This is a genomic window from Streptomyces sp. WAC04114 (genome assembly GCF_019733245.1).
Taxonomy (GTDB): domain Bacteria; phylum Actinomycetota; class Actinomycetes; order Streptomycetales; family Streptomycetaceae; genus Streptomyces; species Streptomyces massasporeus_A.
In genome coordinates this window covers 1-23,537 of the sequence record NZ_JAIGQA010000067.1, presented here as the reverse complement: position 1 = coordinate 23,537, position 23,537 = coordinate 1, and the positions used below count along the sequence as shown (strand labels likewise).

Here is a 23,537-nt window from a genome sequence, read left to right as displayed (position 1 = left end):
GTCACGACTCGGGCCGCTTGACGCTCTCCAGGAGCATGTCCAGCCACTCCGCGACCTTGTCGCGGTGCTGGTCGGTGGGCAGTTGCGCGGCCCGCCAGGCGATGCCGCGCACGCCGTGGTCCTGCAGCAGCCGCTCCAGCGGGTCGTCCGCCGCCGCGGCGGCCTCCCGCTCGCGGTCGGCGAGCTTCTGCAGCAGCTCCTGCTCGGTGTGCTGGAGGGCGCTCACGAGCGCCTCGGGGTCCTCGGCCGTCAGGAAGCCGGCGTGCACCCGGAAGAATCTCTGGAGGGCGTCGCAGTGCTCCATGGTCGGCCGCCGGTCGCCGTTGATGAGGGCGCCGGCCTGCTGGCGCGACATGCCCGCGCCGTCGGCGATCTCCTGCTGGGTGTACTTGCGGCCGTTGGGCTTGAGCCGCGTCCGGCGCAACAGGTCCAGGCGCTGCAGGAACCGGGCCTGGACATCGGGCTCGCCCGCCGGCCGGCCGCAGAGCAGGGCCTTGACCACGGGATCCGGGACCCCGGAGGCGATGGACAGCCGGCCGATGTCGAAGACCTCGGCGTGCGGCACGCCGAGCCGGTCGGCGAGCGCGCCGACACGGGAGACGACGGCCGGTAGCACGGCCGTCGGCGTGGCGCCCGGACCCTCGACGAAGCCACCCGTCACCGACAGATCTCCTACGTATCTCACAGGCTTCTCACACGTGGATGCCGTGACCTACCCGGCGTTAACTTCCCGGAGCGTAGCCGGTGCTTCGAACTCACATCCAGGTCTCGCCACAACTGTGGCCAATTTCAGCCGTCAACAGGCACGGAATGCCACGATAGTTGACACGCCTCAACCCGGGGCAGCAGGATCGGGGCGCCGCGTCAAGGCCGCACAGGCAAGAGGGGTGACCTCCCGATGGCATATCAGGCAGGAGGGCAGCGGCCGGCACCGCGGCCCGTCCCCGAGACTCCCGAGGCCCAGGCCTACCTGGAGGACTACGCCGGGCTCCTGGAGGGAGTCTCCTTCCCCTCCCTCGTCGTCGACCACTGCTGGGACGTGGTGCTGACCAACAGCGCCTTCCGGTCACTTTTCCGTGAGGTCGGACCGCATCCGACGGCGATGCCGGGCGACAACTTCCTCCGGTTCGTGCTGTTCCACCCCGACGCCCCCGGCGTGCTCGGCGACCACGAGGCCAGCTGGTGCCTGCCGATGCTCGCGCACTTCGCGCGGACCGTGGAGGGCCACGGCCCCGACCACGGTCTGCAAGCCATCCGCCGCGACATCGCCCAGGACCCGATCATGGAGGCCGCCTACCGGCACGGCCTGCCGCACTGGATCCGCGCGGTCGGCGAGGGCGCCGTCGAGCAGGACGGCGCCGTGCGGCCGCTGCTGCACCCCGATCCGCGCAGGGGCGCCACCGAGTGCCGGGTCGTCGTCGAGACGTCCAGGGCGCTCGAGGAACTGGGCTGCGCCCGGGTCACGTTCGTCCTGCGCGAGGCCCGCCGCTCCGCGCTCCGGGAGCGCCGCACGCGCCGCACGGCGACGGCGTCCCACCTGAGGGTCGTTCCCGCGGCCGATTGACGCGTGAGGGGCGCCCCCGGCGGCCGGCTGACGCGAGGGTCGTTCTCCGGCGGTCGGCTGAGGCTTGAGGGGCGCCCCCGGCGGCCGGCTGACGCGAGGGTCGTTCTCCGGCGGCTGACTGGCCCTTGAGGGTCGTCCCCGCGCCCGACCGACGCTTCAGGGCCGTTCCCGCTGCCGATCGACGCTGACGGTCGTCCCCGCTCCCGACCGGCCGCTCCCGTGCGACCGCCCGACCTTGTCCGTGCCCTTCCCAGACTCTGTGGTGTGTGACATGGTACTGATGTGAGCGAGTCGCTGACCTGCGATGTCGTGGTGGTCGGAGCCGGCGTGGTCGGTGCCGCGACCGCCCTGTACGCGGCCCGCGCCGGCCTGGACACCGTCGTGGTGGACCGGGGCCCGGTGGCCGGCGGCACGACCGGAGCGGGGGAGGGGAACCTCCTCGTCTCCGACAAGGAACCCGGACCGGAGCTCGAACTCGCCCTGCTGTCCGCCCGGCTCTGGGCCGCACTCGCCCGCGAGGGACTGGGCCGGGCCGTCGAGTACGAGGCGAAGGGCGGTGTCGTCGTCGCCGGCACGGACCGGGCCCTGACCGGGCTGGAGAAGCTCGCCGCCGAGCAGCGCGCGGCTGGGGTCGAGGCCGTCCCCGTGCCGCCCGACCGGCTCACCGACCTGGAGCCCTGCCTGGCCCCGGGCCTCGCGGGCGGCATGCACTACCCGCAGGACGCCCAGGTGATGCCCGCCCTCGCGGCGGCCCACCTGCTGCGCGCCTCGGGGGCCCGGGTGCGCACCGGCCGGGAGGTGACCGGGGTGCTGCGCGCCGCGGACGGTGCGGTACGCGGCGTGCGCACCGACCGGGGCGACCTGCACGCGCCCGCGGTCGTCAACGCGGCCGGCACCTGGGGCGGCGAGGTCGCGGCCCGCGCCGGAGTCCTGCTGCCGGTGCGGCCCCGGCGGGGTTTCGTCCTGGTCACCGAACCGCTGCCGCCCCGCATCCGGCACAAGGTGTACGCCGCCGACTACGTGGCCGACGTGGCCAGCGACTCGGCGGCGCTGCAGACCTCGCCGGTGGTCGAGGGCACCCCTGCCGGACCGGTCCTCATCGGCGCCAGCCGCGAACGGGTCGGTTTCGACCGGTCCCTGTCGCTCCCGGCGCTGCGCGCGCTGGCGGCCGGCGCGACCGCCCTCTTCCCGTTCCTCGCCGGGGTCCGGGCCACGCGGACATACGCCGGCTTCCGGCCGTATCTGCCGGACCACCTGCCCGCGATCGGCCCCGACGCGCGGGTGCCCGGGCTCTTCCACGCCTGCGGGCACGAGGGCGCGGGCATCGGACTCGCCACCGGCACCGGGCATCTGATCGCCCAGGCGCTGACCGGACGGACGCCCGACCTGGACCTCGGGCCGTTCCGGCCCGACCGCTTCACCGAGGAGGCCGAGTGAACCCGCTGGAACTGGCGGGGGCCAGACCCGGTCCCGCCTTCACGGTCACCTTCGATGGGCGGCCGGTCGAGGCGCTGCCCGGGCAGACGGTCGCCGCGGTGCTGTGGTCGGCGGGAGTGACGTCGTGGCGTTCCACCCGGGGCGAGGGCCGTCCGCGCGGGGTGTTCTGCGGGATCGGCGTCTGCTTCGACTGCCTGGTCACCGTCAACGGCCGCCCCAACCAACGGGCCTGCCTGGTGCCGGTCCGGCCCGGGGACGAGATCGGCACGCAGGAGGGCACGGGCCACGGGGAGACGGACACGCAGAAGGGCACGGGCCGAGAGGAGAGCGGCACCGGCCGCGAGGAGGCGCGTCGTGCGGACTGACCTCGTCGTGATCGGCGCCGGCCCGGCCGGGCTCGCCGCAGCCCTCGCGGCCTCCGCGCGCGGCGTCCGGGTCGCGCTCGTCGATGCCGCGGCGCACATCGGCGGGCAGTTCTACCGGCAGCCCGCCGCCCCACTCGGCACCGGGCGGCCCGAAGCGCTGCACCACCAGTGGCGGACCTGGGAGCGGCTGCGGGACGGGCTCGCCGCCAGTGCCGTACGGGTCCTGACGGAACACCACGTGTGGTGCGTGGAGCGCACGCCGGACGGCTTCACCGTGCACGCCCTGCTCGGCCCGGAGCAGGAGAAGCCCGTCGAGGTGCACGCACGCGCCGTGCTCCTGGCCACCGGCGGCTATGAGCACGTGCTGCCCTTCCCCGGCTGGACCCTCCCGGGCGTCGTCACGGCCGGGGGAGCCCAGGCCATGCTCAAGGGCTCTCTCGTGGTGCCGGGGCACCGGGCCGTGGTGGCCGGGTCCGGCCCACTGCTGCTGCCCGTGGCGACCGGGCTCGCGGCGGCCGGCGTAGAGGTCGCCGCACTCGTCGAGTCCACCGACCCCAGGCGCCTCGCCCGGCACACCCCCGCCCTGGCCGGCAAGCTCCCCGAGGGCGCCGGATACGCCGCCGGGCTGCTGCGCCACCGCGTCCCCGCCCTCACCCGGCACACCGTTGTCCGCGCCCACGGCGACGACCGGCTGACCGGCGTCACCGTCGCCGCGCTCGACGCCGACGGGCGCGTGCGGCCCGGCACCGCACGGCACCTGCCCTGCGACACCCTCGCCGTCGGCCACGGCATGCTCCCGCACACCGACCTCGCCGAGACCCTCGGCTGCCGACTCGACGGGCTCACCGTGGCCGTCGACACCGAGCAGCGCACGGACGTGCCCGGCGTGTGGGCGGCCGGCGAGGCCACCGGCATCGGCGGCGCCGCCCTGGCCCTCGCCGAGGGGCACATCGCCGGCAGCTCGGCCGCCGCCCACCTGCACGGCACCGCCCCCGATCCGGCCCCAGCCGCCCTCAAGGCCCGCACGAAGCTCAGACGATCGGCGGCCGCCCTCGAATCCGCCTGCGCGCCGCCCGCCCACTGGCCCGAGCAGCTCACCGAGGACACCGTGGTCTGCCGCTGCGAGGAGGTCACCGCGGGGTCCGTCCGCGAGGCCCTGGATCTGGGGGCGGGCGACGAACGCACGGTGAAGCTGCTCACCCGGGCCGGGATGGGCTGGTGCCAGGGCCGGATGTGCGGCACCGCGATCGCCGCTCTCGCCGGCCGCGAACCCACCCCGGCCAAGCGCCCGTTCGCCCGGCCCGTGCCACTCGGCGTCCTTGCCCGGCAACACCCCCAGGAGGGACAGTCATGACCGAACACCGCCCCTGGCGCGGCGTCCTCGTCGCCACCGCGCTCCCGCTGAACGACGACCTCTCGGTGAACCATGACCGGTACGCCGAGCACTGCGCCTGGCTGGTCGAGAACGGCTGCGACGGCGTCGTGCCCAACGGCTCCCTCGGCGAGTACCAGGTGCTCACGCCCGAGGAGCGGGCCCGGGTCGTCGAGACGGCCGTCGCCGCGATCGGCGGGGAGCGCGTGATGCCCGGCGTCGCCGCGTACGGGTCCGCCGAGTCCCGGCGCTGGGCGGAGCAGGCCGGCGAGGCCGGCTGCCGCGCGGTGATGCTGCTGCCGCCGAACGCCTACCGCGCCGACGAGCGTTCCGTCCTCGCCCACTACGCCGAGGTCGCCCGGTCGGGCCTGCCGGTCGTCGCGTACAACAACCCGATCGACACCAAGGTCGACCTCGTGCCCGAGATCCTCGCCCGGCTGCACGGCGAAGGGCACATCCAGGGGGTGAAGGAGTTCTCGGGCGATGTCCGCCGGGCCTACCGGATCGCCGAACTGGCCCCGGAACTCGATCTGTTGATCGGCGCGGACGACGTCCTGCTGGAGCTGGCCGTCGCGGGTGCCAAGGGCTGGGTGGCGGGCTACCCGAACGCGCTGCCGCGGGCCTCGGTGGAGCTGTACCGCGCGGCGGTCGACGGCGACCTCGACACCGCGCTGCCCCTGTACCGGCAACTGCATCCGCTGCTGCGCTGGGACTCACAAGTGGAGTTCGTCCAGGCCATCAAGCTGTCCATGGACATCGTCGGCCGTCACGGCGGGCCCTGCCGTCCGCCCCGCGCGGCACTGCTGCCCGGGCAGGAGGCGGCGGTCCGGGCAGCCACCGAGAAGGCCGTCGCGGCCGGACTCGCCTAGGCCGCAGCGCACGAGAATCCGGAGACCGACATGCGCAGCAAACTAGTCCTGCACGCCGTCGACTCGCACACCGAAGGCATGCCGACCCGCGTGATCACCGGCGGCATCGGCACCATCCCCGGCGCCACCATGAACGAACGGCGGCTGTGGTTCCGTGAACACCGCCACGACGTCAAGCAGTTGCTGATGAACGAGCCGCGCGGCCACTCCGCCATGAGCGGTGCGATCCTCCAGCCGCCGACCCGCCCCGACTGCGACTGGGGTGTGGTCTACATCGAGGTCTCCGGCTATCTGCCGATGTGCGGGCACGGCACCATCGGTGTGGCGACCGTGCTCGTCGAGACCGGCATGGTCGAGGTCGTCGAGCCGGTCACCACCATCCGGCTCGACACCCCGGCCGGACGGGTCGTCGCCGAGGTGGCCGTCGAGGACGGGGCGGCCAAGGCGGTCACCCTGCGCAACGTGCCGTCCTTCGCCGTCGGCCTCGACCGCAAGGCCACCGTCGCGGACGGCCGGACGGTGACGTACGACCTCGCCTTCGGCGGCAACTTCTACGCGATCCTGCCGCTGGAGCAGTTCGGCCTGCCCTTCGACCGGGAACGCAAGGACGACATCCTCGCGGCCGGCCCCTCCCTGATGGCGGCCGTCAACGCCGAGGGCCCGCCCGTCCACCCGGAGGACCCGTCCATCCACGGACTCCACCACGTCTACCTGGCCGCCCCCGGCTCGGACGCCCGCCGCTCCCGGCACGCCATGGCCATCCACCCCGGCTGGTTCGACCGCTCGCCCTGCGGCACCGGCACCAGCGCCCGCATGGCCCAGCTGCACGCCCGGGGCGAACTCCCGCTGCACACCGAGTTCGTGAACGAGTCCTTCATCGGCACCCGGTTCACCGGCAGACTGCTCGGCACGACCGAGGTCGCCGGACGCCCGGCCGTGCTGCCCAGCATCACCGGACGCGCCTGGATCACCGGCACCGCCCAATACCTGCTGGACCCCGAGGACCCGTTCCCCGCGGGCTTCGTCCTGTAGGCACCCTGTACGCACACACGAGAGGAACCCCCGACCGTCATGGCTCCCCGGCACACCCCCGCCCTGCCCGTGCTGGGCAGCAGGAAGCCCAGCCACCGGGAGCGGGTCGCGGACGCGCTGCGGGCCGCTCTGATCGCCGGCGAACTGCGGCCCGGCGAGGTCTACTCGGCCCCCGGCCTCGCCGCCCGCTTCGGCGTCTCCGCCACGCCCGTGCGCGAGGCCATGCTCGACCTGGCCAAGGAGGGCCTGGTCGACACCGTGCCCAACAAGGGCTTCCGCGTCACCGCCGTCTCCGAGCAACAGCTCGACGAGTACACGCAGATCCGGGCGCTGATCGAGATCCCCACCACGGCTCAGCTGGCCCGCACCGCCGACTCGGCGGCCCTGGAAGCGCTCCGCCCGGTCGCCCAGGAGATCGTCACCTCCGCGGCGTCCGGCGACCTCATCGCCTACGTCGAGGCCGACCTGCGCTTCCACCTCGGCCTGCTGGGTCTCGCCGGCAACGGCCACCTTGTCGACGTCGTACGCGACCTCAGACGCCGCTCGCGGCTCTACGGTCTGACGGCCCTGGTGGAACAGGGGCGGCTGGAGGCGTCGGCCGAGGAGCACCTGGAGATCCTCGATGCACTGCTCGCCCGGGACGAGGAGGCCGTACGGGCCGTGATGGCCCGGCACCTCGGGCATGTCCGGGGGATGTGGGCCGCGCCCTGACCGGTGGCCGCAGGGCCTGACGCGCGGCCCTGGCCGGTGTACGCCCGCCTGATGAGGGGCTCTGGCCAAGATGTTGCGCAACCGCGCAAGCGGCTTGCGTTCCTTGCGCTACTCTTGCGTGGTCCAGGCCGAGACGCCGGGCGCCGCCACCTTCCGCGACGTCACGGCGACCGGCGTCGGCGCGGCCGGGGTCTACAACTGCCCGTACCCCTCCGGCTCGGGCACCTTCACGCTCACCGACGGCGGCGGCAACACGGGCTGGAACAGCACCTGGGCGGACTGCTCCACCTGGCCGCAGCCCGGCCAGGGCAACCCGGACCCCGACCCGGGCCGCGACCTCGCCAAGGGCCGCCCGGCCACGGCCACCGGCTCGCAGGACGTCTACACACCGGGCAAGGCGGTCGACGGCGACCCGAACACGTACTGGGAGTCCGCCAACCACGCCTTCCCGCAGACCCTCACGGTCGACCTCGGGGCCCGGGAGGCGGTCCGCCGCCTGGTGCTGAAGCTGCCGCCGCAGGCCGCCTGGCAGGCCCGCACCCAGACGCTGTCCGTGCAGGGCAGCACCGACGGATCGACCTGGTCGACGGTCGTCGCCGCGAAGGACCACCGCTTCGACCCGGCCACCGGGAACACGGTCACCGTCCCCCTGCGCGCCGGCACGAACCTGCGGCACCTGCGGCTGCACGTGACCGCCAACACCGGCTGGCCGGCAGCCCAGTTCAGTGAGGTGGAGGCCTACCTGTCCTGACGCGCAGGACGCCTCACTCCACGAGACCGATCGCCGTCCCGGTGCCCGACGGGCCGGGCCGGGACGGCGCATCGGGCGACCTGCTCACAGATCCAGCACGAGCCGCTTCCCGCGGCAGCGGGACACACAGATCAGCATGGTCTCGCCGGCCGCGCGTTCGTCCTGCGTCAGCACCGAGTCACGGTGGTCCGGCTCGCCGTCCAGGACGTCGGTCTCACACGTACCGCAGGTGCCCTCGGTGCAGGAGTACAGCACCTCGACCCCGGCCTCGCGCACCGCGTCGAGCACGGACACGTCCGGGGCGACAGTGAGCGTCCTGCCACTGCGCGCCAACTCCACCTCGAACGCGATGCCGTCGCCGCTCTCCTGCTCCTTCGGCCGGAACCGCTCGACGCGCAGGATCCCGGACGGGCACCTGGCCTCGACCGCGTCCAGCAGCGGCCCGGGGCCGCAGCAGTACACGAGCGTGCCCGCGGGCACGTCGTCCAGCACGGAGGGCAGGTCCAGCAGGCCCGTCTCCTCCTCGGGCGCGATCGTCACCCGCTCCCCGTAACGGCCCAGTTCCTCGCCGAACGCCATGGAGGCGCGGGTGCGCCCGCCGTACAGCAGCGTCCACTCGGCGCCCGCCGCCTCGGCCGCCGCCAGCATCGGCAGGATCGGCGTGATGCCGATGCCGCCCGCGACGAACCGGTACCGGGCGGCGGGCTCCAGCGCGAAGTTGTTCCGGGGACCGCGCACCCGCACCTCGGCCCCCTCGCCCAGCCGCTCGTGCACATGGGCCGAACCGCCCCGCCCGGCGCTCTCGCGCAGCACCGCGATCCGCCAGGCCGACCGGTCCGCCGGATCGCCGCACAGCGAGTACTGCCGCTCCAGACCGGGCTCCAGCAGGACGTCGACATGGGCACCCGGCTCCCAGGCCGGAAGCCGCTCGCCCAGCGGGTGGCGCAGAGTCAGGGCGAGCACCCCCTCGGCCGCGAACTCCGCACGCGCAACGACGAGTTCGGCCTCGTACACACTCATGAGCTGTTTCCTCGCGGCTCGTCGACGGAGTGCCCCTGGGGATGAGCGAGCATCCACTCCCACATATCTACCGGGTCCTGCGCGGTGTGCTCACGGCCGCAGTGGCAGGTGCCGTGCAGGGTGTCGGTGCCGGGCAGCCAGTCGATGCGGTAGACCTCGCCGGTCGGAGCGGTCACTGGACCTGCTCCACGGGCTTCTCACCCTGCTCCACCAGCCGGGCCAGGATGCGGCGGGCGGCCAGACCACCGGTGTCGATGTTGATGCTCAGCTCCTGATAGCCGGTGCGTTCGGTGCCGAGCGTCTTCTGCAGCAGGTTGAGCGCGGTGACGTCCTGCATCACGACCGTGTGGTTGTTGCCCCGCAGGAACTCGGTCACCTCGTCGTCGTCCGTCGCCCAGTCCCGGGAGACCGCCCAGAAGTCGTACACCGTGCCGTCACCGGACGGTGTGATCGCGTACGTGATCTCGGTGTGGAAACCGTTCGGGTCGCTGCCGTCCGCCTCGGGCAGCACCCCGGCCGGGGCGATGCGGCTGTGCAGCAGATACAGGCAGGGGGCGTGGTACTCGATGTCCTGCCAGCGGGTGATCCGGCCCTCGATGCCGGTAGACCTGGCATAGAACGGCGGGCATTCGGCGTCGTCCATGTGCCGGCTCACCCGGACGATCCCGGCGCCCTCGTCGACCTCGGTGGTGATCGGCGTCTCGGCGACCTCGGGGGTGCCGATGTAACCGCCGTGCAGATACGTCTCGTGGGACAGGTCCAGGAGGTTGTCGACGAGCAGGCCGTAGTCGCAGTAGATGGGCTCCATGCCGCGCACGGTGACCCAGCCGGGGGAGTCGAGGTGCCGGGCCCGGGGGATGGTCTGCGGGTCGGCGAGGGCCGGGTCGCCGATCCACACCCAGATCAGCGAGTCCTGCTCGACGACCGGGTAGGAGGCGATCCGGGCCGTGCGCGGCACCCGTTTCTGCCCGGGCACGTACACGCACGTGCCGGACGTGTCGTACGTGAACCCGTGGTACCCGCACACGATCCGGTCCCCGTCCAGCCGCGTCGGCGCCTCGGACAGCGGGTAACGGCGGTGCACACACCGGTCGTGCAGCACGACCGGCGTCCCGTCCTCCTCGCTCCGGTACAGCACGAGCGTCTCACCGAGGATCGTCCGGCCGAGCAACTCCCGCCCCACCTCGTGACTGTAGGCGGTGACGTACCACTGGTTCCTGGCGAAGGCGGTCATGTGAGGCATGGGGTTCCCGTCCCTGTCGGCGGGGCGTCGTCGCCCCGCGTGCCGTGGTTGCAAACAGGGTCGTGACGGCGGTGGCCGTCGCACAAGGCGGCTTCTGCCAGGCGGAAGCGTCTCTGCGCAAGAGCTGGTCAGGGCCAGCTCATCGTCTCGCGGGCCCTGGCCGGGCTCGCCGCGGCCGCCGCGGGGCCCGCGATCTGGGCGCACATCGCCGAGACCGCCTCCGACCGGGTCCGCGGGCGCGCCCTCGGGCTCGGCATGGCCCTGTTCTCCTGCGGGCAGGTCGTCGGAGTCCCCCTGGGAGGGCTGCCGGCCGGCGCCGCGGGCCGGCGTCCGGCGTTCCTCGCCCTCGCAGTCGGCACCGCGCCGGCCGTCCCCCTGCTGCTGCGTCAGGTGGCTCCCGGGGTCGCAGCCGGTACGCCGGGTGCGGGCGGCGGGGCGATCCGCGCGGTGTTCGCCGCCTGGGCCCACCCGGCGCTGCGACGGGTGCACCCCGGGTTGATCGCGACCCGTTCGTTCAGCGGGTGACCAGCAGGCCCCGCCCCCGCAGCACCCGCCGCTCCAGCGGGCTGAAGATCAGCAGGTCGATGGCGATGCCGACGAGCAGGATCAGGAAGATGGCCAGGAACACCTGCGAGATGCTGGCGTTGTTGCGCCCGTTCTCCAGCAACTGGCCGAGTCCGACGCCCAGATCGGGTGAGGAGGCGATGATCTCGGCGGCCATCAGCGAACGCCAGGAGAATGCCCAGCCCTGCTTCAGTCCGGCGAGATAGCCGGGGAGCGCGCCCGGCATCACGATGTGCCAGGCGCCGCGCAGGCCGGTCGCTCCCAGGGTGCGTCCGGCGCGCAGGAACAGTGGCGGGATCTGGTCGATGCCGGCGACGAGGCCGTTGGCGATGGAGGGGACCGCGCCGAGCAGGATCACGGCGTACATCATCGAGTTGTTCAGGCCCAGCCAGAGCACGGCGGGCGGCACCCAGGCCACGGACGGCAGCGATTGCAGACCGGACAGGATGGGGCCGACGGCCGCCCTGACGAATTTCACCCGGGCGACCAGCAGGCCGAGCGGCGTGCCGATGGCGAGTGCCATCAGGAAGCCGAGCAGGCCGCGCGAGACTGACGTCCAGATGTAGTCGAGGAGCGTGCCCTGCTGCCAGGCGGCGGTCACCTCGCCCCACACCGCGGACGGCGACGGCAGCTTGTAGTCGGGGGCGACCTCGGCCCACACCAGCAGCTGCCAGACCACGAGCACCAGTGCGACGGCGCTGATGGGCGGCAGTGCTTTGCGGATCAGGGTCTCGCGCAGCGGAGTACGGGCGGCCTGTGCCGACTCCAGCGCGTCGAGCCCGGCCTCCAGCCCCGCCAGATCTTGCGTGTCCCGCACGTCCTGGTACTCCCCGGCTGCCGATGAGCCGTGCTTCTTGGCGTCGGTGCCGGTGTCAGTGCTGGCCATGGCGGCGGATCTCCCTGCGCAGTTCTTCGGTGATCTCGACGGACAGCTCGGCGACCGTGCTGTCCTCGATGCGGCGCGGCTGCGGGATGCCGACGGTCCATTCCCGGGCGATCCGGCCCGGCCGCGAGGACAGCAGCACCACGCGCTGCGCCAGCTTCACCGCCTCGCGTACGTTGTGCGTGACGAACAGCACCGACACTCCCGTCTCGTGCCAGATGCGGGTCAGCTCGTCGTGCAGGACGTCACGGGTGATGGCGTCCAGCGCGGCGAACGGCTCGTCCATCAGCAGCAGCCGGCTGTCCTGGGCCAGCGCGCGGGCCAGTGCGACGCGCTGGCGCATGCCGCCCGACAGCTCGTGCACCCGCTTGCCGTACGCGCCCTGCAGCCGTACGAGGTCCAGCAGCCGTTCCGCCTCGGCGCGGCGCTCCGGTTTGGCGACGCCGCGCAGCTTCAGGGCGAGTTCGATGTTCTTGCCCGCGGTCAGCCACGGGAACAGGGCGTGTTCCTGGAACATCAGGGCGGGCCGGCCGTCCGTGTCGATCGAGCCGGCGGACGGCAGGTCCAGCCCCGCGACCAGGTTGAGCAAGGTGGACTTGCCGCAGCCGGAGGCCCCCAGGAGGGTGACGAACTCGCCCGGTGCGACATTGAGCGTGATGTCGTCCAGCACGAGCTGCTGCCCGCCGGGCGTGCCCGGCGCGGGGAAGGACTTCGAGACGTGCTCGATCCGGGCGGCGTGCGTCACCGCCGTGGCGTCCTGGACAGCCTTGGCGACCGTGGTGGCCATGGTCGTCACCTCCTGTGTACTCATCGGGGCGGTTGCCGTTTGTCAGCTGTTCGGCTACTCGGCGCCGAGACCGGCGTCTTCGACCCCGTCCTTGCCCTCGGCCTTGAGGACCTTGTTGAGCGGTGCGAGGTCGTAGATGCCCTTCAGGTCGGGCTTCTCCAGCAGACCGGCCTTCACCGCGTGCTCCGCCTCGGTGTTGAGGGTCGAGGCCAGCGGGTCGTCGAGGAAGGTGATGGACTTCCAGGCCGGGTCGATGACCTCGGCGGGCAGGGCCTTGCCGGACTCTTCCTCCAGTGCCGCGTTGGCTGACGCCTTGGCCTTGTCCGGGTTGGCGTTGATCCACTCGTTGGTCTTCACCGAGCCGCGCAGCACGGCCTCGACGACGTCCGGGTGATCCTTGAGGAAGTCCTGGCGCACGATGATGTTCGTGATCACGAACTTCTTGTCGGGCCACAGGTCGGCCTCGTCGAGGATCACCTTGCCGCCCTCGGCGACCAGCTTGGAAGCGGTCGGCTCCGGCACCCAGGCGCCGTCGATGGAACCGGACTTGTAGGCGTCCGGGGTGATCTTGTTGTCCGTGCGGACGACGGAGACATCGCCCTTGCCGCTCTGAGCGTCGACCTTCCAGCCCTTTTCCGCGATCCAGTTGAGGAACGCGACGTCCTGGGTGTTGCCGAGCTGCGGCGTGGCGATCTTCTTGCCCTTGACGTCGTCCAGGGACTTGATCTTCTTCGGGTTGACCACGAGCTTCACGCCACCGGAGGCGGAACCGCTGATGATGCGCAGATTCTTGCCGCCCGACTTGGTGTAGCCGTTGATGGCGGGAGAGGGGCCGATCCACCCGATGTCGATGGAGCCGCCGTTGAGCGCCTCGATCTCGGAAGGGCCGGCGTTGAAGGTCGAGGGCTTGATCCTGGTGCCGCCGAGCTCCTTCTGGAGCAGCCCCTCCTGGACGCCCACCAGAGCGGTGGCGTGCGTGAGGTTGGGGAAGTAGCCGATCTTCACCTCGTCGGCGGAGAGCTTCTTGGCGCCCGCCGCGACCTCGGTCCGCTTGTCGTCGTCGTTGGCGTCGGATCCGTAGCCGCAGGCGGTGAGCAGGAGCGGGAGCGCTGCTACGACGGCGATGGTGCGCAGGGTGGTGAGTGGTCTTGCGGCAGACACGGAGGTGTCCTCTCCAGGGAATGGGGTGATCGGAAGGATGCGAAAGCGCGAGGCGCAGAGCTCATGGGCATGCGCCTGCGCTTCATTCGTCGACCCTCGGCGCGGGAATGCCGTCGCGGGTCCGGGAGCGGAGCTGTGCGGGGATGGGCCGGCGCGGGTGACGCTGCCGACCGAAGGATCTTCTGTCGACGGCCTCAGGCGGGCCGACAGAGGGCGCTTGACGAGCGGCCGAGGTCGATGTGGCGGCGCGAGGTCAGCAGGGGGAGTGACAGGTCTGCACGGTTGCGCGTTCGCATGGCCACCCCCCACGGATCCCTAGTTTTCCTACCTGGCTGATAGGGATCGTGGCAGAAGGCGGCGTTCATCCCAAGAGGGTGTTCATATGATGGACGCGACAATCTCGCACTTTGGAATCGTCGGGCGACGTCCCCAGCGTGTCAGGGGGTTACCCAGGTTTTCGGGCCGTCGGTCAGTGCGGTTACGTCGGCGGGCGCCCGTCATCGCGTGACGCGGCGAGCCGCAGGGCGGCACGTACCGCGTAGTCCGCTCTGGCTGAGATCCGCATGCGTCTGTATCCCGTAAGGCTTCGGCCGGTATCCGCTACCGGCGGGCCGCCGGACGGGAGCGGAGCAACCCCTGCCCGGCGGCCGCGTATGACGGGTGCGGTGCTCAGGCTGCGGCCGGGGTGTAGTGGGCGGCGTCGTCGCCCTCGATGACGTGGCTGAGGCGGCCGTCGACACCGGCCGGGACGTCACCCGCGACGGTCACCCGCTGCAGCAGGCGCGGCAGGTTGGCGCGCGGCGAGGGGCTCGAACTTGCTCACAGCCACGAGAGTTGCAGCGAAATCAAGCCAGGTCAATGTCGCTTGCGTATGCGTCATATGTTCTCAACGGCCCGACATGCGAATGAAGCGCGGCGTTCACAATTCTCCGGACAAGCGGGGTCGTGGTGACTGCCGTTTGTGCCGCCGCCGCGGTCAGCGCAGTGACTGCACGGTGTAGTGGGCACCGAGGGCGGTGGCCAGGGTGCCGAGCAGGAGACGCAGTGCCGTTTCGGGCAGTCGAGGCTGCGGGTGTGCCCCGAGGTGGCCGCCGATCAGTCCGTCGAGGCCGCAGACCAGGCCGCGCAGCAGGACGCCGGGCCCGGCCACCACGTTGAACAGCGGATTGGTGGGCGTGACCGCCGGGCTGGGCACCCCGAGGACGCTCAACGGCACGGGCACCAGGAAGACCGCACCCGACACCCCCACGGGCGCGGTCAGTACCGCTACGAGCAGGCCGACCACCAGCCCGGCCGACCCAGTTGACCGTGTCACGGCAGGGCTCCGAAAGTCCCCGCCTCCCGGTCAGGCGGGCAGGACGAACGGAGGGTGGGCGCCGTTGAGGAGGTACTCACCGACATCGCGGAGCCGGTGGGCGACGGGCTCGTACAGGGTGTGCGTCCTGGCATTGCGCCAGAACCGGTCGAAGCCCAGCCGTGCGGAGGTGGACCGGGCGCCGATGATGTCGAGGGCGCGGGTGGTGGACTCCTGCGCTGCCCGGGCCGCGGCGCTTTCGGCCATCGCCACGAGAGCGGAGATGTCCGCACACTCGTCGTAGGTGAGGTCTTCGCCGCGCTCGAGGCCGCCTCGCACGGCTTCCAGTGCTTGATCGGTGAGTGCCGACGCGGAGCGGTTCAGGACGGTGAGTTCTCCGTAGGCGGTCTGCACCTGCGGGTCGTGCGGGGTACCGACCGGCCAGGCGGGGTGCCAGGGTGCATGGCCCGTCCTGCTGTACTCACGGGCCTCGGCGAGCACTCCCTCGGCCATGCCGAGAAGGAGCTGGGCGGAGAAGAGACGCCCGACCGGAGATGCCAGGGCGGCCCGGGGGGACAACAGGTCCTCGTCCGCGGACAGGGAGCCGAGCACGTCGTCGGCACCCACCGGTACGTCGTCGAACTCCACGCTGCCGCCGGCCGCGAGCCGCTGGCCGAAGGTGTCGGTATCGCCGTCGATCACCACACCGCGACGGGCGGGATCCACCACGACGGCGAGCGGTTCACCCGTGTCCTCCCGTACGGCGCGCACGGCGATGCGATCGGCGACCAGGACCCCGGTGGTGTAGCTCTGCCGACCGTCGAGCACCAGTCCTTTGGAGGTCCTGGCCAGGATCAGACGAGGCTCCTGACGGGCGAAGCCGCCACCCCAGCACCACTCCTCAGCCGCGGACCGCTCCTCCATCCGCGCGACGAGAGAGGGCTCGGCGAAGAACCGGGCGCTCCACGACAGGAAGTAGTGACAACCGAGCAGTTGACCGATCGCACCGTCGGCCGCGGCGATCTCCCGGACGACGGCGTAGGCCGTGTGCCAGTCCGCGCCGCCTCTCCCGAACCCGGCCGGCGGCAGGAGCGTCAGCAGTCCGGCCTCGCGCAGCCGGGACACCTCGTCGACCGGGGCCTTGCCCGCCTGCTCCCGGGCCGCCGCGTCCGTGGCCAGGTCGTCCGCGGTCTCGCGGGCCACGCGCAGCCAGTGCGCCTGGCCGGGGCCGGTTCGGTCGGACGGCGAGGCGGGGTGAGACGGCGCGGAGGCAAGGCCCATGGAAGTGATCTCCTCAAGATCGGCCGCAGGGCGCGGCGTTGGAGCTCTCCTGCTGGCCGGGGGAGCTCTCCTGCTGGTCGGGCACGTACTTGTAGCCCACGCGCCGAACGGTGACGATGCGGTGCCGGTGAGCTTCGCCCAGTTTGCGGCGCAGGCGGGCGATGTGGACATCCACGGTGCGGCCGTCACCGATGTGGTCGTAGCCCCAGACGGCGGCCACCAGCCGATCACGCGTCTGCACGTGGTGGGGATGCTGAACGAGATGCGCCAGCAGAGCGAACTCCAGATAGGTGAGGTCGAGTTGGCGTCCGTCGACCTCGGCGACATGTCGCGCCGGATCGATGCGGACGACGTCGTCCGCCGTCCGCCGGACAGGGGCCGAGCCTGCGGCGGCGACCGGTCGGATCTCGGGCCGCGGCCTGTCCTTGGCGAAGAGCTCTGTGGGATCGGTGCCCTCGGGGACGAGCACGAGGTAGCCGACGAGCGGCGCGGAAGTGTGCCCCTGGGTGTCTCTCTGAGCGGTGTCGCCCACCAGGCGAAGACGGGGGGTGTCGGAGAGGAGCGGATCGTGTGGGGCGGCCTGGGCCGGAAGGGCCGTGGTCATGGCGGTTGTCCCTTGCAAGTGTGTCGGGCCGTCAGGCGCAGTGGGTGAGTTCGACTGAGCGCCTGGGAAGAGGGGACCGGAGCGGCAGGGGCGAGGTGCGAGTCGCGTGCCTTACGCGCGGCAGCAGGCGGCACTGACGACGTGACCAAAGTCGACATGCCGACGACGAACGAGTCGTTGCTGCTTACGGGACATGTTCACCATCCTGTGCACCCCCGGCAGACGCAGTCAAGACTTCCCTAGTAATTCCATAGGGAAAGTAGGGAAGGTCTCACACTCTGAGAGGTCGGCCGTCCGCCGGAGACGTGGCCGTCTCGGCCTCGGTGGCGCTCAGGGCACGCAGGAGCGCGCGGGCGACGGCGTCGTTCTGGCGGAAGGCCGGCGCGTTGGTGCGGGGGCGGGCGAAGGCGGCGACGGCCCGGCTGTTGGTGGGGGCACCGAGGGCGATGCGGCGGGGGTGGGGGCTGTCGAGGGACGGGTCGAGGACGTGGCCGTCCGTGGGGGCGACGACGAGCAGGCCGGAGCGGTGGGTGTGGGTGGGGTCGGCGATGACCTCCTCGGCGAGTGCGCCTTCCCGGTACAGGTCTCGCAGGAGTGGGTCCTCGGTGTGGGCCAGGGAGGAACCCGGCAGGTACGCCTCGATCAGGGCCGTGGCGTGTGTGGTGTGGCCGGAGACGGTGGGGCTGGTCGCGGTGAAGGTGCCGCTCGATTCGTCGGTGGCGATGCGGATACCCGCCCCCAGGAAGTGGACGACGCCGGCCCGGGAGAGCGCGAGGAGTTGGCGCAGGCGGAAGCCGGGCGGACCGGAGGCGAGGAAGCTGAAGAAGCCGTGCCACCAGCCGTCGAGGTCGTCGGCGACCGAGCGGGCGGTGAGCCGGCCGGAGGCGACCAGGCGGGGCAGTTGCCCGTAGACCGAGAGCAGGGCGAGGAATGCCCCGAGGTCGGCGCTGAACTCCGGGTCCTCGCGGCGGGCGACGTCCCGGGCGATGTGGTCGCGCAGGTGGTCCTGGAAGGCCTCTGGCGTGTGGAAGGCGAGGCCGTCCAGCGGGCGGTCCAGGGCCTCGAAGTCCAGGCGGTCCGCCGGGTCGGGTACGGCCATGGCGACGAGGGCCGCCATCTCGTCGTCGTACCAGCCCAGGCGGTCGTAGGCGGCGACGAAGTCCGGCCAGGAAAGGGCGGTGCGCTCCGGGTGGGCGTGGAACAGCTCGTGGTAGTGGCCGAAGCCGATCTCCTTGGCCATCAGCGGCCAGACATCGCGCCGCAGGTCCAGCGGGCGGTTCTGGGCGAGCAGGGCGTCGACCGCCTCGCGGTCGAAGTGGCGCGGCAGCGGCGGCCGGGGGCCCTGGAGGCGGTAGCGGGTCTTGGAGTGGTACGGCACTCCGCGCCGCGATCCGACGTGCAGGACGGGCTCGCGGCCGGACGGGAGGTAGGTGAGGGTGCCGTCGGCCTCGGTGCGGTAGCTGCCGCCGCGTCCCTCGGTGAGCAGGGTCATCAGGTCGATGAAGGCCAGCCCGAAACCGCGCAGGATGACGTGCTCGCCGGGCCGCAGCGCGGACAGATCGGCGTCGGCGGAGAACTCCGGCGGGAGGTGGAAGCGGCCGTGCCGGCGGGCGAAGGCGGCGTGGTCCCGGTGCTCGGCGGCGGGAGTGGAGCCGAGATGTCCCTGGGCCAGGACCACCAGGTCGGCGATGAGCGGAGTGGCACGGTCCGCGAGGTGCACCTGCTGGGGGCCGTCCGGGGGGCCGGTGACGGCGGTCGCGGTGGTGGGGTGCCACTCGACCGTGACAGTGGGCGGCAGCTGGGCCAGCGTCCAGCGGAACACCCAGTCCAGGTAGGCGCTCTGGGCGCGGCGGGTGGGGAAGTCGGACCCCTCGAGCGTGCGCAGTTCGGCGAGCACGTCCGGGTCGGCGGGTGGTGGGGGTACCCGCTGGTCGAGCGAAGCCGAGAGCTTGGGGGAGTACGGGGCGTGGCGCGGTCCCCGGCCGGAGAACTGGGCGGCCCACTCGGCGAGCGAGGGGCCCGGCTGTACCGGGCCGTCGATCGTGGAGGACTCGTCGGTGAACATGGTGACGTCCTCGGCCATGGAGTTCATCCGCAGCAGCGCCGACTGCTCGTGGCGCCAGATGCGTCCCGGGCCGGGCGGATACGGGTCCACCAGATGGATGCGCAACTCCCGTACTCCGTCCGACAGTTCGGGCGCGTTGGCGGCGATCCGTTCCAGCAGGCCCGTGGCGCGCGGCCCCGCGCCGACGACGACCAGGACGGCCGGCGAAGGGGTGCTGCTCACCGGTCACCGCCGATCACCGGGCGGGCGTCGGCGGCCGTGACCGCGTTCAGTCGGTGGCGGACGGCGGTCAGGTGGCCGCGCAGCCGCTGCAGCGGGGTCGGAGGCAGGGCGCGAGAGTCCCCGCGCGCGTAGTGCCGCTCGACGTAGAACTGGCCCGCGCTGAGCACTGTGGTGACCGCGATGTACCACAGCGTGGCGACCATCAGCAGCGGGATGACCTGGTAGGTCTGGTTGTAGATCAGCTGCACCGAGTACAGCAGGTCGTGCACGGCCAGCACGCTGACGATGCTCGTGCCCTTGAGGGTGCCGATCAGCATGTTCCCGGCCGTGGGCACGATCGAGCGCATCGCCTGCGGCACCACGATCCGGCGCAGGGTGCGGCGTCTGCTCAGGCCGAGTGCCTGTGCGGCCTCGGTCTGCCCGGCGTCCACCGAGAGGATGCCGCCGCGCACCACCTCGGCGGCGTACGCGGTTTCGTGCAGGGTCAGGCCGATGACGGCGGTCAGGGTGGGGCCGAGGAGGTTGACCGTCTTGACGGTGAGGAACTGCGGGCCGAACGGGATGCCGAGGCCGAGCGTCGGATACAGGGCGCCGATGTTGAACCAGAACAGCAGCTGCACCAGCAGCGGCGTGGACCGGAAGATCCACACATAGCCCCAACTCAGCGTGCACAGAGCAGGGTTGGCCGACAGCCGCATCACCGCCAGCACGGTGCCGAGCAGAAAGCCGAGCACCATCACCACGGCGGTCAGCCACAGGGAGAGCAGCAGTCCGTCGAGCACGGCGGCGGTGGTGAAGTACCGGCCCACCACGCTCCATTGGAAGGCGTCGTTGCGGACGACGGAGTTGAGCACCATCGCGAACAGCAGCAGCGCGGCGGCAGCGGTCGCCCAGCGGCCGAGGTGCCGGCGCGGCACGATGCGCGGCACATCGGGGCCAGGCGCGCTCGCCGGTTCCGGGGGTTTCGTCGCAGGGGCCGGCGTGACGTCGGAAGGCGTGACCATCGAGAGGCTCTCCGGGGGAGGGGATCGCAGGCGTGGGTGACAACCCGGTGGCACCCGTAGGGAGCGCAACGGCACAGGCGCTGCGTGCGTACGGTGCGGCCGGGGCTCGGCGTCGTCACATTCGCCGCGTCCCTCAACGCGGCCGGAGAGGCTGCCGCGCAGGGCAGTCGATCCGCAGTCGATCGTATGTGCCCAGGGCATCGATGTGTCAACAGCGCCCTGGGCAGGGCCGGTCCCGGTGGTCCGGCACCCGGGCGCTGCTTGACGAGTGCCACGATGTACTGCTCAATTAGTCGCATGAATGCCCAGCAGCGCTTGGTCTCGCGCGATCACATCGACTTCGGTCGGGTGTGGTCCGCCGCGTGTTGCGCCTGACTCGGCAGCGGGCCGTCTGACCGGCCCTTCCCTCCCTCGGTGACCCCGTCGCGGGCCGAGTTCTCTCCTCACGCGCGCTGCCGCAGCTCTGCTTCTCCTGACGCTCGACGTCGTCACGACTGCACCGACCCGTCTGCCTGACGGTCTGTGCGCTCATGCCTGCACGCAAGGCGATTCCGTCATGCCTGCGTGTCGCCGCACCCTGAAAGGCCATCTCCCATGCCAGTGGAGTTCCTCGGCATCGCCGCCACCCACGACGGCTCCGAAACCACCCCGCGCTCCGGCCCCGCGTTCGACAAGGAGTACACGCTCCGGCTCGCCCGCGCCCACGAGGACCACGGCTGGGACCGGGTGCTGTTCGCCTACGGTTCCGGATCGCCGGACCCCGCACCGGCCGCCGCGTACATCGCGAGCAGGCTGGACCGGCTCCAGATCCTCCTGGCCCACCGGCCCAACGTGTCGTACCCGACCTTCGCCGCGAAGACCTTCGCCACCCTCGACCAGATCAGCGAGGGCCGGCTCACCGTGCACTTCATCACCGGCGGCAACGACCGGGAACAGGGCCGCGAGGGCGACACCCTCACCAAGGACGAGCGCTACGCCCGCACCCGCGAGTACGTCCGGATCGTCAAGAAGATCTGGACCACGCACGAGCCCTTCGACCACGAGGGCGAGCACTACCGCTTCCACGACTTCGCGAGCGACGTCTTTCCCGTCCAACAGCCGCGCCCCGGCGTCTCGTTCGGGGGCTCATCGCCCGCCGCGTACGCCGCGGGCGGCGCGGAGGCCGACATCTACTGCCTGTGGGGCGAACCCCTCGCGAAGACCGCCGAGCAGATCGAGAACGTGAAGGCCGCCGCGAAGGCCGCGGGCCGCACCGACGTGCCGCGCATCCAGGTCGCCTTCCGCCCGATCATCGCCCCGACCGAGGAGCTGGCCTGGGAGAAGGCCCACCGCACGGTCGGCGCGATCAAGACGCGCAGGGAGAGGGGCGAGGCGATCACCAAACGCCACAACGGGCAGGCCCAGCCGCAGGCTGCAACACCTCAAAACGTCGGCTCGCAGCGGCTGCTCGCCATCGCCGAGGCGGGGGAGCGCTACGACCGGGCCCTGTGGACACCGACCGCCGCAGCGACCGGCGGCGCGGGCAACTCCAACGCCCTGGTCGGCACCCCCGAGACGGTCGCCCGGGCGCTGCTCGACTACTACGACCTCGGCGTCGACATCCTCTCCGCCCGCGGCTACGACCTGCTGGGCGACGCCATCGACTTCGGCCGGTACGTCATCCCGATCGTCCGCGAGGAGGTCGCCAAGCGCGACGCCGAGCGGGCGGCACGCGGGACGCAGCCCCTCGCGGCGGTGGGCGAATGACCTCCGTAGCCCAACCACCGTCGTCGGCAGTGGAGGTGACCGTGCTTCATGTCCGCGTCTCCGACCCACGCGTGAGACCCCTGCTGCGCGAACTCGGCCACGAGTACTCCACCCGCTACGGCAAGGACGCCCACGCCGAGATCTCCCGCTACCCCGATGAGGAGTTCACCGAGCCGTACGGCGGCCTGCTGCTCCTGCTGGTGGCGCGCGGCGAGCCCGTCGCAGGCGGCGCCTTCCGGCGGTACGACGCGACCACCGCCGAACTGAAGCGGATCTGGACCCACTCCGCCCACCGGCGGCGTGGCCTCGCCCGCCGTGTCATCGCCGAGCTGGAACGCGAGGCGGGCACACGCGGCTACCGGCGGATCTACCTGACCACCGGGCCACGCCAGCCCGAGGCCCGCGGCCTGTACCTGGCCACCGGCTACACACCGCTGTTCGACACCGAGGCCGACCCGGAGACCATCGGCCCGCTGCCCTTCGAGAAGCATCTGCCGGCCGAAGCACGCACGGCAAGCACAGCACGCACGGGAAAGGCAGCCGAACTGTGAACCCTCGCCCGATCAGAACCCGCCTGCGCCTCGCCGCTACCCTCGCGCTGCTGCCCGTACTGGCGCTGACCGCGTGTGGCTCCGGCGACACCTCCGGCACCACACCGGCGGGCGCTCAGGCGTCTTCCGCACCGACCGACGACCCGGTCGCCGCCATAGGCAAGGTGGACTCGGTGGCTGCCCTGCTGCCCGCCGATGTCCGCGAATCGGGCTCGCTCCGCGTCGGCAGTTCGATCGGGTTCCCGCCCGGTGCGTATTACCCGAACGGGCAGGACAAGCCGCCCGCCGGCCAGGACATCGACCTCGCCGACGCGGTGGCCAAGGTCCTCGGCGTGAAGCTGGAGCGGCAGGACGCCTCCTTCGAGACGATCCTGCCCGCCCTGGGCAGCGGCAAGTACGACTTCGGGACCGGCAACTTCGGCGTCACCACCGAACGCTTGAAGACCATCGACTTCGTCACCTACATCAACGACGGCCAGGGCTTCGCGGTGAAGACGGGCGACACCGCCCTCGGCAAGAAGGTCACCGACCTCACCCAGCTGTGCGGGCTGACCATCGGCACCGGTGCCGGCACCACCTTCGAGGCGACCCTCACCGCGCAGAAGGGCGTGTGCGCCAAGGCGGGCAAGAAGCCGTACGACGTGAAGGTCTACTCGGAGAACGCGGCGACCCTCACCGCGCTCCGGCAGGGCCGTATCGACGTCATCATGTCGACCATCAACGGCCTGCGCTACCAGGCGGCCCAGCCCGCCTCCCAGACCACCTTCCTCGGCGAGTTCCACCGCCTGGACGTCGGCTTCGCCTTCAAGAAGGGCTCCCCACTCACCAAGGCTTTCCAGGCCGCCGTCGACGAGCTGATCAAGGACGGCACGTACGCCCGGATCCTCAAGAAGTGGGGCACCTCCGCCTCCGCGATCGACACGTCGCGGATCAACCCGCCCGAGCACACCTGAGAGTTGAGCAGGTACGTCCACGATGTCCACGCTGCCATCCACCACCGACACCGCGCCG

23 protein-coding genes and 3 pseudogenes are annotated in these 23,537 nt (G+C 71.8%); 12 read left to right on the top strand and 14 right to left on the bottom strand.

Annotation, left to right across the window (positions count from 1 at the left end; genetic code table 11):
* Position 1 precedes the first annotated feature (1 nt).
* Entirely contained in the window at positions 2-661 is a 660-nt protein-coding gene (locus tag K4G64_RS19215; RefSeq protein WP_221757251.1) for a helix-turn-helix transcriptional regulator, read from the bottom strand.
* Positions 662-898: 237 nt separating this feature from the next.
* Between K4G64_RS19215 and K4G64_RS19210 the strand changes: the two genes are divergently transcribed.
* The 8 genes and pseudogenes from K4G64_RS19210 to K4G64_RS19175 all read left to right on the top strand — a co-directional run.
* On the top strand, positions 899-1,564 hold the full coding sequence (locus K4G64_RS19210; RefSeq protein WP_221757250.1) for a hypothetical protein: 666 nt from the start codon (positions 899-901) through the stop codon (positions 1,562-1,564).
* A 282-nt stretch (positions 1,565-1,846) separates the two neighbouring features.
* On the top strand, positions 1,847-3,001 hold the full coding sequence (locus K4G64_RS19205; protein WP_221757249.1) for an FAD-binding oxidoreductase: 1,155 nt from the start codon (positions 1,847-1,849) through the stop codon (positions 2,999-3,001).
* Positions 2,998-3,288: pseudogene (locus K4G64_RS19200) on the top strand ((2Fe-2S)-binding protein); the annotation flags it as partial. The gene K4G64_RS19205 and the pseudogene K4G64_RS19200, both read left to right, overlap by 4 nt.
* 67 nt (positions 3,289-3,355) lie before the next feature.
* Positions 3,356-4,720, top strand: a complete 1,365-nt coding sequence (locus K4G64_RS19195) for an FAD-dependent oxidoreductase (protein WP_221757247.1) — start codon at positions 3,356-3,358, stop codon at positions 4,718-4,720.
* On the top strand, positions 4,717-5,607 hold the full coding sequence (locus K4G64_RS19190; protein WP_221757246.1) for a dihydrodipicolinate synthase family protein: 891 nt from the start codon (positions 4,717-4,719) through the stop codon (positions 5,605-5,607). The genes K4G64_RS19195 and K4G64_RS19190 overlap by 4 nt, the downstream gene beginning before the upstream one ends.
* A 30-nt stretch (positions 5,608-5,637) precedes the next feature.
* Positions 5,638-6,639: a proline racemase family protein gene (locus K4G64_RS19185; protein WP_221757245.1), complete on the top strand. Its 1,002-nt coding sequence runs from the start codon at positions 5,638-5,640 to the stop codon at positions 6,637-6,639.
* A 39-nt stretch (positions 6,640-6,678) separates the two neighbouring features.
* Positions 6,679-7,350: a GntR family transcriptional regulator gene (locus K4G64_RS19180; RefSeq protein ID WP_221757244.1), complete on the top strand. Its 672-nt coding sequence runs from the start codon at positions 6,679-6,681 to the stop codon at positions 7,348-7,350.
* Between the two features lie 118 nt (positions 7,351-7,468).
* A pseudogene (locus tag K4G64_RS19175) lies at positions 7,469-8,101 on the top strand (discoidin domain-containing protein); the annotation flags it as partial.
* Between the two features lie 84 nt (positions 8,102-8,185).
* Here the strand turns inward: K4G64_RS19175 and K4G64_RS19170 are convergent.
* Genes K4G64_RS19170 through K4G64_RS19160 form a run of 3 tightly spaced genes read right to left on the bottom strand, consistent with a single transcriptional unit; the run spans position 8,186 to position 10,364 of the window.
* Positions 8,186-9,121, bottom strand: coding sequence for a PDR/VanB family oxidoreductase (locus K4G64_RS19170; RefSeq protein WP_221757243.1), 936 nt, complete (start codon positions 9,119-9,121; stop codon positions 8,186-8,188).
* Positions 9,118-9,297, bottom strand: a complete 180-nt coding sequence (locus tag K4G64_RS19165; RefSeq protein WP_221757242.1) for a hypothetical protein — start codon at positions 9,295-9,297, stop codon at positions 9,118-9,120. The genes K4G64_RS19170 and K4G64_RS19165 overlap by 4 nt, the downstream gene beginning before the upstream one ends.
* On the bottom strand, positions 9,294-10,364 hold the full coding sequence (locus K4G64_RS19160) for an aromatic ring-hydroxylating dioxygenase subunit alpha (RefSeq protein WP_221757241.1): 1,071 nt from the start codon (positions 10,362-10,364) through the stop codon (positions 9,294-9,296). Before K4G64_RS19160 ends, K4G64_RS19165 begins: the two co-directional genes overlap by 4 nt.
* Positions 10,365-10,505: 141 nt before the next feature.
* Here K4G64_RS19160 and K4G64_RS19155 point away from each other — a divergent pair, with 141 nt between their 5' ends.
* Positions 10,506-10,889, top strand: a complete 384-nt coding sequence (locus K4G64_RS19155; RefSeq protein WP_221757261.1) for an MFS transporter — start codon at positions 10,506-10,508, stop codon at positions 10,887-10,889.
* Here K4G64_RS19155 and K4G64_RS19150 read toward each other — a convergent pair.
* From K4G64_RS19150 to K4G64_RS19110, 10 genes and pseudogenes are all read right to left on the bottom strand, one after another.
* Entirely contained in the window at positions 10,879-11,814 is a 936-nt protein-coding gene (locus K4G64_RS19150) for an ABC transporter permease (RefSeq protein ID WP_221757240.1), read from the bottom strand. The genes K4G64_RS19155 and K4G64_RS19150 overlap by 11 nt on opposite strands.
* Complete coding sequence (locus tag K4G64_RS19145) at positions 11,801-12,598, bottom strand: ABC transporter ATP-binding protein (protein ID WP_221757239.1); 798 nt, start codon at positions 12,596-12,598, stop codon at positions 11,801-11,803. Before K4G64_RS19145 ends, K4G64_RS19150 begins: the two co-directional genes overlap by 14 nt.
* A gap of 54 nt (positions 12,599-12,652) precedes the next feature.
* Entirely contained in the window at positions 12,653-13,759 is a 1,107-nt protein-coding gene (locus K4G64_RS19140) for an ABC transporter substrate-binding protein (RefSeq protein WP_221757238.1), read from the bottom strand.
* Between the two features lie 194 nt (positions 13,760-13,953).
* The gene (locus K4G64_RS41440; protein WP_374206428.1) at positions 13,954-14,055 is read right to left on the bottom strand and encodes a putative leader peptide; all 102 of its coding nucleotides are present in this window, start codon (positions 14,053-14,055) and stop codon (positions 13,954-13,956) included.
* A 373-nt stretch (positions 14,056-14,428) separates the two neighbouring features.
* Positions 14,429-14,548: pseudogene (locus tag K4G64_RS19135) on the bottom strand (TauD/TfdA family dioxygenase); the annotation flags it as partial.
* A gap of 187 nt (positions 14,549-14,735) precedes the next feature.
* Positions 14,736-15,074: a hypothetical protein gene (locus K4G64_RS19130; RefSeq protein ID WP_221757237.1), complete on the bottom strand. Its 339-nt coding sequence runs from the start codon at positions 15,072-15,074 to the stop codon at positions 14,736-14,738.
* Positions 15,075-15,104: 30 nt separating this feature from the next.
* The gene (locus K4G64_RS19125) at positions 15,105-16,334 is read right to left on the bottom strand and encodes an acyl-CoA dehydrogenase family protein (protein WP_221757236.1); all 1,230 of its coding nucleotides are present in this window, start codon (positions 16,332-16,334) and stop codon (positions 15,105-15,107) included.
* A 13-nt stretch (positions 16,335-16,347) separates the two neighbouring features.
* On the bottom strand, positions 16,348-16,938 hold the full coding sequence (locus tag K4G64_RS19120; protein ID WP_221757235.1) for a winged helix-turn-helix domain-containing protein: 591 nt from the start codon (positions 16,936-16,938) through the stop codon (positions 16,348-16,350).
* A 271-nt stretch (positions 16,939-17,209) separates the two neighbouring features.
* Entirely contained in the window at positions 17,210-19,225 is a 2,016-nt protein-coding gene (locus K4G64_RS19115) for an FAD/NAD(P)-binding domain-containing protein (protein ID WP_221757234.1), read from the bottom strand.
* The gene (locus tag K4G64_RS19110) at positions 19,222-20,229 is read right to left on the bottom strand and encodes an amino acid ABC transporter permease (RefSeq protein WP_221757233.1); all 1,008 of its coding nucleotides are present in this window, start codon (positions 20,227-20,229) and stop codon (positions 19,222-19,224) included. Before K4G64_RS19110 ends, K4G64_RS19115 begins: the two co-directional genes overlap by 4 nt.
* A 594-nt stretch (positions 20,230-20,823) precedes the next feature.
* Here K4G64_RS19110 and K4G64_RS19105 point away from each other — a divergent pair.
* The 3 genes from K4G64_RS19105 to K4G64_RS19095 are packed head-to-tail and all read left to right on the top strand — an operon-like array spanning position 20,824 to position 23,479.
* A complete protein-coding gene (locus K4G64_RS19105) occupies positions 20,824-21,975 on the top strand; it encodes an LLM class flavin-dependent oxidoreductase (protein WP_221757232.1) in 1,152 nt (383 codons plus the stop codon).
* Entirely contained in the window at positions 21,972-22,526 is a 555-nt protein-coding gene (locus K4G64_RS19100) for a GNAT family N-acetyltransferase (RefSeq protein ID WP_221757231.1), read from the top strand. The genes K4G64_RS19105 and K4G64_RS19100 overlap by 4 nt, the downstream gene beginning before the upstream one ends.
* Complete coding sequence (locus K4G64_RS19095) at positions 22,523-23,479, top strand: ABC transporter substrate-binding protein (RefSeq protein ID WP_308122423.1); 957 nt, start codon at positions 22,523-22,525, stop codon at positions 23,477-23,479. Before K4G64_RS19100 ends, K4G64_RS19095 begins: the two co-directional genes overlap by 4 nt.
* Positions 23,480-23,537 lie beyond the last annotated feature (58 nt).